The 12,973-nt window shown below is 57.5% G+C and carries 15 protein-coding genes; 8 read left to right on the top strand and 7 right to left on the bottom strand.

Translation table 11 applies throughout. From position 1 onward, the window contains the following. Positions 1 to 55 precede the first annotated feature (55 nt). From HWE17_RS19950 to HWE17_RS19940, 3 genes are all read left to right on the top strand, one after another. On the top strand, positions 56 to 268 hold the full coding sequence (locus tag HWE17_RS19950) for an AlpA family transcriptional regulator (RefSeq protein WP_176389943.1): 213 nt from the start codon (positions 56 to 58) through the stop codon (positions 266 to 268). 60 nt (positions 269 to 328) lie between these two features. After that, complete coding sequence (locus tag HWE17_RS19945) at positions 329 to 541, top strand: hypothetical protein (RefSeq protein ID WP_176389942.1); 213 nt, start codon at positions 329 to 331, stop codon at positions 539 to 541. Between the two features lie 267 nt (positions 542 to 808). Further along, complete coding sequence (locus HWE17_RS19940; RefSeq protein ID WP_176389941.1) at positions 809 to 1,210, top strand: hypothetical protein; 402 nt, start codon at positions 809 to 811, stop codon at positions 1,208 to 1,210. Between the two features lie 181 nt (positions 1,211 to 1,391). On the opposite strand, the gene HWE17_RS19935 is transcribed toward HWE17_RS19940, so the two are convergent. The 5 genes from HWE17_RS19935 to HWE17_RS19915 all read right to left on the bottom strand — a co-directional run bounded on the left by HWE17_RS19935 (position 1,392) and on the right by HWE17_RS19915 (position 6,249). After that, positions 1,392 to 1,937 carry an RNA 2'-phosphotransferase gene (locus HWE17_RS19935; RefSeq protein ID WP_176389940.1) on the bottom strand — a complete coding sequence of 182 codons (546 nt, stop codon included), beginning with the start codon at positions 1,935 to 1,937 and terminating at the stop codon, positions 1,392 to 1,394. Between the two features lie 129 nt (positions 1,938 to 2,066). Beyond that, entirely contained in the window at positions 2,067 to 2,717 is a 651-nt protein-coding gene (locus tag HWE17_RS19930) for an HAD domain-containing protein (RefSeq protein WP_176389939.1), read from the bottom strand. A gap of 110 nt (positions 2,718 to 2,827) precedes the next feature. Then, complete coding sequence (locus HWE17_RS19925) at positions 2,828 to 3,355, bottom strand: HAD domain-containing protein (RefSeq protein ID WP_176389938.1); 528 nt, start codon at positions 3,353 to 3,355, stop codon at positions 2,828 to 2,830. Positions 3,356 to 3,451: 96 nt separating this feature from the next. Next, positions 3,452 to 4,603: a hypothetical protein gene (locus HWE17_RS19920; RefSeq protein ID WP_176389937.1), complete on the bottom strand. Its 1,152-nt coding sequence runs from the start codon at positions 4,601 to 4,603 to the stop codon at positions 3,452 to 3,454. A 752-nt stretch (positions 4,604 to 5,355) separates the two neighbouring features. Further along, positions 5,356 to 6,249, bottom strand: a complete 894-nt coding sequence (locus tag HWE17_RS19915; RefSeq protein ID WP_176389936.1) for a hypothetical protein — start codon at positions 6,247 to 6,249, stop codon at positions 5,356 to 5,358. 12 nt (positions 6,250 to 6,261) lie between these two features. Between HWE17_RS19915 and HWE17_RS19910 the strand changes: the two genes are divergently transcribed. Beyond that, complete coding sequence (locus HWE17_RS19910; protein ID WP_176389935.1) at positions 6,262 to 6,489, top strand: helix-turn-helix domain-containing protein; 228 nt, start codon at positions 6,262 to 6,264, stop codon at positions 6,487 to 6,489. 807 nt (positions 6,490 to 7,296) lie between these two features. Here the strand turns inward: HWE17_RS19910 and HWE17_RS19905 are convergent. Then, positions 7,297 to 7,935: an SDR family oxidoreductase gene (locus HWE17_RS19905; RefSeq protein WP_176389934.1), complete on the bottom strand. Its 639-nt coding sequence runs from the start codon at positions 7,933 to 7,935 to the stop codon at positions 7,297 to 7,299. Between the two features lie 199 nt (positions 7,936 to 8,134). Here HWE17_RS19905 and HWE17_RS19900 point away from each other — a divergent pair, with 199 nt between their 5' ends. Together HWE17_RS19900 and HWE17_RS19895 are read left to right on the top strand one after the other, a co-directional pair. Beyond that, a complete protein-coding gene (locus tag HWE17_RS19900) occupies positions 8,135 to 9,700 on the top strand; it encodes a M28 family peptidase (RefSeq protein ID WP_176389933.1) in 1,566 nt (521 codons plus the stop codon). Positions 9,701 to 9,957: 257 nt separating this feature from the next. Next, entirely contained in the window at positions 9,958 to 11,316 is a 1,359-nt protein-coding gene (locus HWE17_RS19895) for a chitinase (RefSeq protein WP_255206324.1), read from the top strand. A 36-nt stretch (positions 11,317 to 11,352) separates the two neighbouring features. Here HWE17_RS19895 and HWE17_RS19890 read toward each other — a convergent pair whose 3' ends face one another. Further along, positions 11,353 to 11,937: a TetR/AcrR family transcriptional regulator gene (locus HWE17_RS19890; RefSeq protein ID WP_099401973.1), complete on the bottom strand. Its 585-nt coding sequence runs from the start codon at positions 11,935 to 11,937 to the stop codon at positions 11,353 to 11,355. A 92-nt stretch (positions 11,938 to 12,029) separates the two neighbouring features. Here HWE17_RS19890 and HWE17_RS19885 point away from each other — a divergent pair, with 92 nt between their 5' ends. Both HWE17_RS19885 and HWE17_RS19880 read left to right on the top strand, forming a co-directional pair. Beyond that, complete coding sequence (locus HWE17_RS19885) at positions 12,030 to 12,431, top strand: nuclear transport factor 2 family protein (RefSeq protein WP_176389932.1); 402 nt, start codon at positions 12,030 to 12,032, stop codon at positions 12,429 to 12,431. A 158-nt stretch (positions 12,432 to 12,589) separates the two neighbouring features. Further along, positions 12,590 to 12,973: DUF2061 domain-containing protein (locus HWE17_RS19880; RefSeq protein WP_176389931.1), on the top strand; the 384-nt coding region annotated here is incomplete at its 3' end.

Raw genomic sequence — 12,973 nt, 5'->3', positions numbered from 1 at the left:
GGCGCCCAGCTCACTCTGGCGCCTCGGGTGCTTCACATAATTTTTTGGAGAACATATGGAAAATTCCATTTTGGATTTGGCCGACTTGGCCGACTTGCTCGGCCGTAGCCCGGAAACAATTAAAAAAGACATCCGACGCAACCGTCTGGCCGTTCCTCCTCGCCTGCATATCCCCGGAACGCGGCTCCTGCGATGGCGCCGGGTCGACGTTGATGCCTGGCTCGCAAGCCACGTCGAGTCTCGCGTAAACGCGACAAGCGGCAGATAGCAACTAGAAAATTCAAGTCCCAATTCGAGCACTCATTACTTCACCATGGAAATCATAAACATGAACCCTACCGCCTCGCGCGCTCCAGTTGATTTTAAGGTCACAAACGACAATGCACTTTCCCTTCTCGCCGGTTTCGGTCGCGCCGCTCGTGCTGCCGGTTGGTCCGATGTACAGATAAAGGAAACAACCGACCGAGCAATGTCGAGGGAGTACCGGCTTTTACAGGTCACTCTCGCCGCATACACTGCGGAGTATCTCACCGAGGGCTAAGGCCGCATACCCATCTTGCCTGCCTTGGTTCGTTTCCGTAGTGCACTATCACTTCAATGAGCCCTCGTGGTCGTCTGCCTTTTAATTGCGATTCTCCGTCACATCTGCGCGTGCCAGGGCCTGCTGCAGCATATAGCCGCCTTGATTTTCCATTTCACCAGGCGGGAAAAATATTTTCAACGAATATAACAAGATTCGCTCCCGTGTGCCTATACCAAAGGTAGGCGCTTCCTGCGCCCAGAAAATAATTTCCCAAAGGACAAATTTATGCTGACAACCTCCGACGTTTCGAACCTTGTTAAGCTCGAGACTGAATACAATGCGGCCGTCGAAAGCCGCAGCGCTGCGAGAGAAGCGGCAAACTCAGCGGACTTCCAGCATCGCGCAACATTAGAGGTCTGTGAGCACGCAATCAATTTGCAGGAAGCACTGGAGAAGAATCGGTTTCATGAAGGTGAAGGGGCATATTCCCCTGTCCACCGTATGCTCATGGATATGCAGCGGAAGGCCCATGCGTCGTACCGGCACGCTGACGCCGCGTATAAAGACGCCCATACAGCTGTAAAGAAGAGTTTTTACGCGCTCCAAGAAGCACGAGAATCCGCGACTATCGATGCGCCGCGAACTCATTTAGACACCGATGAAATCATGTTGAAAGATATTTCATAATTTGATGAGGGGCGTACCACCAGCATGCCCCTCATATTTTTTAGCAACCGTCGCCACTCCCCTTGATGTATCCCTCTACATGAGACGAGGAAAAGTCATGGGTTTAGTGGCGTGAAACTGAAGGTCGTCGGTGTGCAAGAGCGCCATGGCGCGACGGAGGCGTTGAGCGTCGCCTGTGCATTCATTTATCCGGGAACCGGATATAGTTTGCCGGGATGCGCTGAATTAGCCAAACGCCGTTGTCTGAACATCTGAACTCGTGGCCATCGAGAAGCAATGCATATGTCTCGACAATGAGTACAACAGCGGTACCCCGTCGGGCACCTACCTCTTCTGCAGTTTGTTTCGTCGCAGACAGGTGTACGTCTCGTCGCGTTCCTGGCAGCAGACCCTGCCGGCGAATAGATGCGATAGACTTTTGCACTGTACCGTGGAAAAGTACCGGAGGCGGTTTTTTGACCGGAAGCTTCAGGTCGACATCGACAGAGTGCCCCTGTGCCGCGCGGATACGCGCCCGGTCTTCACTCAACGAAAACCGCTGCTTATCGTTGTCAGCCACTATTTGCATTAGTTCGTCTTGAGTGAGTGCAACGCCCGCACCCGCTGATTTCAAGAGCAACTCAGCAACGTCAACCCATCCCCTTTTATCGATTTCCAAGCCGATAGCGTCTGGCCGGTGCCGAAGCCAGCGCGACAACAGCTTGCTCTTCTGTTCCAAAGTTGTCATTTGATTTCTCGCTTTCAATTCATAAACGCGTCTTGCATTTTTCGGAATTCACTTGGAGCTGCGGCTGTTGCCGCCCGGCGAACAGCTCGAACTGCTGTGCCAGGGGAACAAGGCCGCGCAACCGGACGGCTAGGTAACGTTGTCACGCTGCGCTCGCGCCTGTCGGAGTATCTCCTCGACTCTGGCATCCTCCTCAAGTGCGCGGAGGACCTCCGCCTCTGTGACGTTGGGCAGAGCAAAAAGACGGTCTACCGTCGACTTAGACCTCGCGACGTTTGTTACTGCATCAAGGGGAAATCCGGCGCACAGAGCGTCGAGCATTGTCGCCAGCTTTGCGGCGACGCCGGGCTCAACGAGCGCCAGGTGTGGGTTGGTTGGGGCAACCAACTGATGCAAGCGCTCTTCCGGCCACCCAACGTGGTCGTCGTCGAGCGATAACCAATTCGTGAGCCCCCGCTCCTCCGCATCCACGGATATGGTACCAAATCGAGTTGGAGCTGGAAATGTAGCGGCACCAATCACGCGCTCTTGAAGCGCGGGCGATAACCGCATTAACGCGTTCTCATACCCGAACGCGCGTACCCAAGATGTCGCCAACACAATCCGTAAATCAGGGTATGGGTACAAAAGGAGCTCGAGCAGCGAAACGTACCGAAAAAGAGGTTCATCGGTTGGCCTGCCACGCACATACACCCTCGGGTGCAGAGGTTCTTCAGGCGTAACGCGGACATCTGCTGGATGCAAAATACCGTCAAAATCGAGATAGAGTACAGGGTTCATGACCGCCAAAGCTGTGGGCATTGATGACACAGTAAGGACGCTCTGGCGTCCAGGGCGCACGCAGATGTAGGGAGGATTTGCAGTCAAAAGCTAGCCTAAACCTCTATCGGTTACGACGTCCGTTGTGCTAAGAGAATTGCTCTGGCGCGCTCGAATTGGATTCTTGCAAACCCAACCCATTCATCGCAGAACACGGTGCGCGGCTCCAGGACCGAGTCGACCAGAGTGCGGCCGCTCGATAAATCGTCAAGGATGACGTACGCGAACGGTCTCGGGGAGCCGTTTGCCCTCAACCAAGCCACGATATCTGTAACACGAAATGAGCCCACCTCGGTTGCGCTCCGCCAGCGTGAATGTAACGACGCAGCAACGAAACCTAGCCCACCTCGAATGAGTACGTTCTGAATTTCGTCGCGTGACATATAGGTCGCCCATGATGAACTGATTACGTAGATGGGTTCGAACTCGTGGTGCAGCCGCGCTAGGTTAGCCCTCAGTTCTTGATGAAATACGTTTGCCCAAAGTTCTGTGGTCAGATGCGGTTTGCCGGACCGGAGCGCTGCCAGAACCACTCCTGACGTGTAGTCAGGGTGGATAGCAATGACATCGTCAAAATCGAGAAATACCAGCGGCTTCACAGCTCTCCTTTGATTTGGTCTTTAATGCGCGTCGGCTACAAAGCAGCTTCCAAATATCCTTGCGCTTAGATTGCAGCCGCACCGCACCTTAATCTGTCACTTCATTCCAGTGCTATTGTTAGTTGCGACCCGTGCCTTGAGTTCAGCAATGCGCTGCGCTGCGGCGCTGCAATCGGCCGCGAACATTTTGCCCTGAGCATCAACCTGGTAGAAGGGATAGCGGCTAGTGAAATACAGCGATGCATTGCTACGGCACGCGGTATCCATGACGAAGTCCATAACTAAGTAGCGACTCACGTACTCGTTAAGACGAGGGGTGACTTTAGTGCCGGCAACAGTCCCAGCAACTTTTTGTGCCTCAGGCGTTTTCGCGTCCCGTAGTGCCTTCAGGGGCATTGTCGCGCTGGGGTTAAACGTGCCGTTCGCCCATGTCCCGACACTGATGGGCATGCCCGTACCATCTACATTGGCCAACGCGTAGCTACTCTGAGCTGCGGCACCGACAGCCTTCACCACCGCTTGGGCGGGCAGGTCCAGCATAACGCCGAGGTATTCCAGCCCATTCAGTAGTTCTTGGCCTTGCAAAGATTGGGCGCCGTAATACGTGGTGTCGCTCTTGACGGCGCCTTTCAACACATTCAGGTAGACCGACTTGTCTTGCAGGAAAACGACGTTTGCAACGTCTAGTTCGAGCAGGCGCTGCATGCCCTCGACGAATGCGTTGGCCAATGTCGCGCCGCTCCGAGCGCTCGATGTCATCGCGTTAGCCGCGATATCGGTCAGCGGACTAATTTTGAAGTTGTTGTATTCAGTTGTCACGAACGGCGTTATCAGCTCCAGCGAACCACCTGGCTGAATAGTGTTGTCTGCAGCGCGGGCTACTGTTCCGCCAACCGCCACGAGGCGCACCGGACCCAATGGTGCGGAGGTTGCTGTGATGACGAACAGACCGTTGACATCGGCAGTGGCAGCGGCACCCAAGGCCGCACCGGAGCTGCCATCCGCCTGCACGCTATAGGCGGTCACGGAGGCGCCTACGTATGCCGTCCCGCGAATAGTCTGGGTGGCGACGCCCGGCGCTGCGGTGCCGGTCAAAATATTGGTTATGGTCGTAGGCGTCGCCGTTACTGGCGGCGTGACCGTTGCCGGTGGCGTGGACGGGCCCGCATTGCTATTGGAACTTCCACCGCCACATCCGCCAATAATAAGCATAGCTGCTGTTGCTGAAATTTTTTGTAGAGTTTTCATTTTTCTCAAGGATGGACAAACGTAGGTCCTCGCGGGCAGATATAAGACTTTTTTACCTGGGGTCATCGGTGAAGACTTGTTTCAATTAGTGTGGCTGCCGCGTACCTTTGGCTAGCATCCATCCGATTTCCAGTCCCATTTACCACTGATGGGGTCGTGGCAATACTGGGCTTGGAACCGCTGCGTGCAGCCATTTTCAAACGTACGTACGCAGTCGCCGTTACTGCACTGGTAGGTAGACCGAACTGTTCGCCCAGGTGGCGGACCGCACTGCGGCTTCGGCTCCCGTTTCGCCTCATTGCGCTGGCTATATCCAGCCTCGTCCCACCAACTAATGATGTCCGTGGTCTGGCAATTCCCCATTTTTTGTTGCTCGCATTGGCGAAATGCCCGGTCCACGGCATCTTGTTGCGTATCGAGGCCTGTGCTGAGATTACAGCCCGCCGAGCCGCATACTATCGCTCCGCCCCCGAACCCTTTTTGCCTATGCATTACGGCGCACGTTGTGACCTTTTTAGTGAGGCCGAGTTGTTTTGCTGCGGTTCTGCATCCTTTTACAGCGGCCAAGTCAGCTGCTTTTTGAGTTTGGTAACCCCACGCCGCGTAAAGCGTACCGTGTGGTGTCCCCTCGACCTGCGCAATGGCGGTGTAGGCATGACTGACCGGCGGCATAAGGGTGGCAACTAGCAGGAGCAGATGCCGCCAGGCTCGCTTAACGAACGTGTAATTAGATTGAGCTTCGTCACGCAGTGTCATAGCTTCAACCTCACTTTAGGCACCCGCCTTCGAAATTCCTTTACAGCCAATAGCACACGTTCAAGCACCTGTTCGCGCGTTACGGCGCCATCGTGTCGCGCTGTAGCCGCTAGTATTTTTAACGGTGTCTGGTTGTCCAAATCCGGGTGTTCGGTCGTAAAAAAGCGAAATTTACGAATTCCATCAATGCCAAGCAACGCTTCTGAGACAGCGGTAAGAGAAGCCCAATCGTAGTGCGATTCAGCGAAAAAGGCAGGGTAATAGTCCTCGCCAAAGACACCCTCAACCCAGTGCGGCATCGTGAAGATTTTTCGTTCACGTACCAACTGGAGTAAGTGACCTTCAGCGGCACCGGTGCGAAGGCACAGCTCAGTTGCGGTAATTAAGGTTCCATCGTCGATTAACTCACGTCCACTTCTCGCCATGGCCCGGTCGAGACGGAATTCTGTGGCGTATGCCTGGGTTCGATTACTTTCAACGCAATCTGGCTGCGCGGATATCCAATGCAAATACTCGGTAACGCGCGCCAAATCTGGCTGTGCCAGCCCCTTGGTGGCTTCTCTGAACGCTTTCGCCACCGCCTTGCTATCGGCATCGGTTCGGTCTGGGAGCAGAAGCCCTCCGCGGAATGCGGCCACTGCAGCTGAAAAAATACAGTAGGAAGAAAGGAATTGAGCTGAAGTCATTTCGTAATTAAAAGTCGCAAAGGTCAAAGCATCCTGTGGATGGGTTCTGCTAGTAAACGAGTAGGAGCAAACCTGCCCTAGCCATATTGATGGCAGTAAAAATTGAAGATAGAAATGACGCGGAAACACGCAATGAGCGCGCTTTGCCGCATTATGAAATATTGTAACGTATACTTTATAGACCGAGCAAAGTATATAACTCATGCTACGGCTGTCATGAGCAGCCCTTACACAGTCAAAACAGCCCGAGAACGACTCGCTCGTAATCTAAAGGATTGGCGTGCAAAAAGAGGGCTTAGCCAGGAGGTTCTGGCAGAGCATTCGGGTCTCTCCCGTGTGTTCCTTTCTCGTATCGAGGGCGCTCTCGAGACCGTGTCTCTCGACAATATTGAAAAATTGGCCGAAGTATTGAAGATTGATATCGTCGATTTGTTACAGCACTAACACTCCTCTCAAGTACGGCCGACCAACGTGGAGCCATTCCTGTGGCTCCTAGAAAAATGAATTCAAATTTGTGTACGCGCGGCAATTCAGCGGCGGCGCTCGAACCGTTTCGTTTCGATTTTTTGAATGTCATCTGGGCTATCCGACGCAATGTAGAGCGGTGGGTACGATTTCCGACCGGCTATTGACGCGATACGATACGAACCTGGCCATAGCCGTAGGCCGGGTCTCAACGACGCTGTGAAGTATCTACATCCGCATAGGCCATGCCACCTCTGAATCGATAGAAGTTGGTAAGCGGATAGGCGTTTCTACTGAAAACGCTTACAAATCAATAAGATATATTGTACGGAGCATGTGGACGATATTCGCTTTCGGGGCAGGTTTGTTCACCCCCTCCGACTTCGCAGCTGTGGCCGTTGTCTTGCGGCTGTCCCTCAAAAATAGCCACCGCATTTGAGTATGTTGGAACAACCAAAATTCATACATAAATAAAGCAACACAACACCTGGAAGCCCGAAAGCGTCTTGTATGAGGTTTTCTCAAGGTGACTGTTGCGGTTCTCACCCATCCGACTAGCAACAATTTCGATTTCCACCCATAGCAACAATCTTAACGGGGAAACTTTCACTCCCCGCCCTATCAAGGACTGAATTCAGGCCGCAACAGCTTCCAAAGGTAACAAGAATGCGAAGTTATGGATGAATTTCGTAACCCCCCCCATTTTGCCAACTCCCCAATCGCAAATGCGATTTTCCCTATCCGCGAGCCGCTGTCGCGGCCGCTGGATTCCTTCGCTTGAACACGCTACATGAAATACGGCTTGTCCCCGTCCGTGTTCGGTTTGTTCACGCCCAGGTTGGCGTGCTGGTGCAAGTCTGGCACGTCGATGATGCGGGCGATCAGGTCTGCCACGCTCTTGCGCGATACCACGGTGCCTTTGAATGGCGCGTGGCGCGTCGTCAGTTCGTAGTCGACTTCATCCTCGTCCGTCATCCAGGCTGGGCGCACGATGGTGTATGCCAGGCCCGACGCTTCGATGGCGTCGGCGGCGCGGCGGAATGGTTTCAGGTGTTCCGCCAGCCTGGCGTTGTTCCATGCGCCGAATTTGCCGGGAACTTCGTCGTAGATGCCCATCGACAGGACGAAAATCAGGCGCTCGACACCAGAGGCCTGCATGGCGGCAATGATGCTGTTGGCCTGGTCTTCCATGTCGTCGCCCACCAGATTGGCGTAGACCAGGTCGTGACCGGGCATCGTTTGCCGCAGCAATGCCTGGTCCAGCACGTCGCCGGCCAGCACGGTGCCGTTGGACGGGACTGGCGTGGGCAGCTTGCCGGGATTGCGCAGCAGCAGCGTCAAGGCGATGTTGTCACGACCCGCCAAGGCGCGGATGACCCACTGCGCCACCTGTCCGCCTGCACCCAGTATCAATATCTTTTTCATGATTGTCGCTTTCGCCATGGCCTGCTGCCATGCAGGAAGTTACAGGTTTTCTTTGAAGAAAGGAACCTGACGCTTGAAAAAGCGTCGCCCGCTCAGGCGTGCCGGCCCGGCGCCTGGTCTCGTGGTAAATTGCCGTCCGTGACCAGTATTTTCAAGACCTACAATATCAATGAAATCAGGTATTTACCGACTATTTTGCATGAGAAGTCTCAAGCTACCTGCACGCACGGCGCTAGCATCTTGCCGTCGCGCCCTGTCCCACGCCGGCGCGCTGGCCATTACGGCCGCCTTGTCCGCCTGCGCCAGCAAGCCTGGTCCTTGGCCCGCGCGCGCCCTGCCTGCATCGGCTGCCGTGACGGTCGACGCCACGCAGTTCCTGTCCAGAAAACAGCTGCTGGACTGGCAAGTCGACCTGGATGAGCGCCGCCTGCGCGCCACCGGATCGCCCCGGCATGAAGCGTATATCGACGCCCTGCATGAACGCCTGGCGCGCGCCGGTGTCAAACAACTGCGCTTCGAGCCCGTCAGCTTCCGGCAATGGTCGGTGCAAATGGACGACTGGGGCCTGGAACTGCTCTACGACGACAGAGTTAGCGTATTGTCCACGGTCGGCTACATCCCGTATTCGGGCGTAACGCCGCCGTCTGGTATTACGGGCCGCATCGCCTATCTGGCGCCGGAGGCCAGGCCCGATGCCAGCCTGGCCGGCAAGCTGGTGCTCGTCGACATGCCCGCCGTGGCGTGGACAGGCCAGGCGTTTCACCAGACCGCCGTGCACGTCCACGATCCGGACCACGCCATGGGGCCGGACACGTCGTATGCGCGCCAGTTCCAGATGCTGGGGCCGTTCATCGCCCTGCTGGACAGTCTGCAGGCGGCCGGTGCGGCGGGCGTGATAGTCATTCTCGATACGCCGCCCCTGACGGCGGCCGGCCTGTATGCGCCCGGCGATGGCAAAGTGCGCCAGTTGCCCGGCGTGTTTATCGACCGCGACGGTGGCCAGCGCCTGCGCGAAAGCGTGCTGGCAGGCACGGCGCCCGTGCTGCGGCTGACCATGGCTGCCACCGTGCGGCAGGTGCAGACGCGCAATCTGATCGGCATCATCCCCGGCAAGTCCGAGGAATTGATGGTGCTGGGCAGCCACACGGATGGCACGAACGCGCTGGCAGACAATGGGCCGAACGCCATCGTCGACATGGCCCAGTACCTGACGCGCCTGCCGCACGACAGCTTGCCGCGCAGCGTCATGCTGTTGCTGACGAGCGGCGACCTCGCGGGCGGCGTGGGCACCGAACAGTTTCTCGAACGGCACAAGAACGATGGCTTGATGCAGCGCATCGCCGCGATGCTCGCCATCGGCAACCTGGGTGCGCTGGAAGTGCTGCCCGACAGCAACGGTTATTTGGCTCCCACGGGCAGGTTCGAGCCGGCCGCCGTGTTTTCGCCCCGCACGCCGGCCCTGATGGAGGCGTCCCGTGCCATGGTGCGGCAGGCCGATGCGGCGCCAGCGTTCGTGTTGCCTCCAATCAAACCCGGCTCGAAGTATGCCGGCTGGCCTGGCGCGGGCCAATATGTACGCGCTTCGCGGCGCATTCCCACGGTGCATTACGTCACGCAACCGACCTATTGGCTCAACTATGGCGTCGACGCCGTGACCCGGGCGGATTACCGGCTGATGCAGCGCCAGACCGTGGCCTTGACGCAAATGCTGCTGGACCTGTCGCGCGTGCCGCATGCGGAATTGCGCGAGGAAACAGCGCCGTAACCGCCGCAAGACCTTGCCTGGTATCCACCTCCCTTCCCCGCCCTGCTCCCGGCACCATACCAGCACACTGGAAAACAGCCACTGGTATGGCCCGCATCGCCCTTCATATGGGGAAAGACGGCAACTGGTATTGTGATCTTGCGCAAGGGACAAAACCAGTTGACTACCACCTGCAATGCTTGCACTCTGAAAAATCGGACGGTGTCCAGCCGCCCGGCCAAAAAAATACACAAGGAGACGCAATGAACCGGACAGTCATGAATACCCTCATCCTTACCCTCTTCGGGGGAACGTTGGCCGCCTGCGGTGGCGGCAGCGGCGACGGATCCAGCGGCGGCGCTAGCCAGTTGCTGGCCGCCTCGGCCCAAGCGGTCGCCTGCTACACACCGTGGAACAGCGGCACGGCCTACAACGGCGGCGGCCAGGCCAGCTACAACAACGTCAATTACACGGCCAACTGGTGGACGCAAGGAAATAACCCGTCGACCAGCAGCGGCGGCGCCGGCAGCGGCCAGCCCTGGACGGCGGTGGGCGACTGCGGCACGCCGACACCGACACCCACTCCTACGCCAACTCCTACACCAACTCCGACACCTACGCCTACGCCTACCCCAACACCTACGCCGACTCCCACCCCGACACCGACTCCAACACCGACGCCCACCCCCACGGGCCTGGCGAAACACGCGCTGATCGGTTACTGGCACAACTTCACCAACCCCAGCGGCGCCACGTATCCGATCAGCCAGGTCAGCGATGACTGGGACGTGATCGTCGTCTCCTTCGGCGACAACGCGGGCGGCGGCAATGTCAGTCTGACCATCGATCCGGGCGCAGGCACGGAAGCGCAATTCATCGCCGACGTGGCCGCCAAGCGTGCGAAAGGCAAGAAAGTCATCCTGTCGCTGGGCGGACAAAACGGCTCCGTTTCCGTCGGCAACACGGCCGAAGCGACGAATTTCACCAACAGCCTGTACGCCATCATCACCAAGTATGGCTTCGATGGCATCGACCTGGACCTGGAAAACGGCGTGGCGCAAGGCGCAGCCATCCAGACCTACCTGCCGATCGCCGTGAAAAACCTGAAAACCAAGGTCGGCAGCAGCTTTTACCTGTCGATGGCGCCGGAATGGGTGTATGTGGAAGGGGGCTACACGAGTTATGGCAGCATCTGGGGCGCCTACATTCCCATCATCAACGCCCTGCGCAGCGAGCTGACGGTGCTGCACCCGCAGTATTACAACAATGGCGATATCTACACGCCATACGCTACCGGTCCCATCAAGGCCGGTTCGGCCGACCAGCTGGTGGCCACGGCGCGCATGCTGATCGAAGGATTCAATTATGGCGGCAATACCTTCGCAGGCCTGCGTCCGGACCAGGTGGGCTTTGGCGTGCCGTCGGGCCGCAGCTCGGCCGGTTCGGGTTTCACGACGAATGCCGACGTCAGCAATGCCTTGAATTGCCTGACGCGCCTGCTCAACTGCGGCACCATCAAGCCGCTGCAGGCGTATCCGGACTTCCGCGGCGTGATGACGTGGTCGATCAACTGGGACCGCCACGACAACTATAATTTCTCCGTGCCCACGAAGACCGTGCTGAAAACCCTGCCGTAACAACCCTAGCTCGACTGCGCATGCGAGCCTTGCCGCTCACATGCGCAGCAGCGCCGCGCCCAGCAGGCGCATGTGCAGCGCCATGCCCTGGCGCAACGCCTCCCCTCCCCCTTGCGTGTGCTTGATGCCATCCATGGTCGCCACCAGCAAGCCGGCCACCTGCACGGCAGTCGCGTCGACCCGGCGCAGCGCGATGTCGCCCGCCGCTTCGGCCTGATCCAGCGCACCGGCCAGGGATGCCACCAAGGTTGCCCGCGCCGTCAGGGTGATGTCGGCAGCCAGGCTCATATTGGCATCGAACAATTCCTGCCCATGGGCGCTGGCTGAAATTTCCGCCATCAAGCCTTGCTGGAATGCCAGCAGCGCCGTTTCGATGCGCGTCAAAACGGGGCCGGGTTCGGCCAGCGCCGCGGTCACGTGCGCCATGACGGTGGCATGGGCCCGTTCGGAACCGGCGCGAAACACGTCTTCCTTATTTTTGAAGTGCAGGTATAGCGCGGCGCGTGACATAGCGGCCGCCTGCGCGATGTCGAGCATGGACGTCTTGCGGTAGCCGTAGCGGCAAAACACGCCGAGGGCCGCGTCGAGTATGCGCTGGGTTTTATGGGTATCGGTGCTCATGTAGCCATGTTGACACTATGGCCATATAGTGTCAACATGGCTTTTGGACAAAAACCGTCAAAGTGTCAATCACCTACCCGAACAGGACTGTCATGACCGATTTCAATGTAGCAATGGATAACGAACAGCAAATAGAACTGCTGCGCCACACGGAACGCAGCCGCTTGCGCGCCCTGGTGGCGGCGGATACCGACGCGGCGCGCATCCTGCATGCGGATGATTTTCAGTTGATTACGCCTATCGGCAGCATGCTGTCGCGGGAAGAATATCTGGGCGCCATCGCGGCGGGCCAGATGCGCTATCTGAGCTGGGAACCGGGCGAGATCGCCGTGCGCCTGTACGGCGACGCGGCCGTCCTGCGCTACCAGGCCCAGCTTGAAATCAATTTCGGCGGCCAATCCGTCCCCCGCTCGCGCTATTGGCATATGGATAGCTACGAATGGCGCGAGGACCGCTGGCAAGCCGTGTGGTCGCAGGCGACGGCGATACGCTGAACGCTGTAGCGGGATGTGCCCACAGCAGGGGCAATTGATATTTCACAAACCATAGCTTCAATCTATGAGTCCGGTTGAAATATTTTACTTCCTTTTGTAAATGAGAATCGTTACTATCTAAATCAAGGATAAGCGAATTCAACAGAAAGGAGCCTCCCTTGTTCACCGCCATCAAAACATTCAGCCAGGTCTGCACGCATATGTCGATCGCCTTCGGCCTCGCCTACTTGCTGACGGGGTCCCTGGCACTCGGAGGCCTGGCCGCAATCATCGAACCGATCATCAACGTGGCCCTGTTGCCGTGGCATGAAAAAGCCTGGCACGCGATTCGCCGCCGCTACGCAGCCAGCCGCCTGGGCTTTGCCGCGCTGGCCGGGGAAAAGCTCAGCCAGACAAGCCTGCACATGGGCGTGGCGTTCGGCGTCATGTACTGGGCCACCGGTTCCATGGCCTTCGGCGGCTTGCTGGCCGTGGTCGAGCCGATCTGCAACGTGATCGTCCTGCCCTTCCACGACCGGCTGTGGGAAAAAGCCCGCTTTCGC

This window comes from Janthinobacterium sp. BJB401, from assembly GCF_013372745.1.
In the GTDB taxonomy this organism is placed as follows: Bacteria; Pseudomonadota; Gammaproteobacteria; order Burkholderiales; family Burkholderiaceae_D; genus Janthinobacterium; species Janthinobacterium rivuli.
The sequence above is the reverse complement of the archived record's forward strand: the minus strand, read 5'-3'. Positions and strand labels throughout refer to the sequence as shown.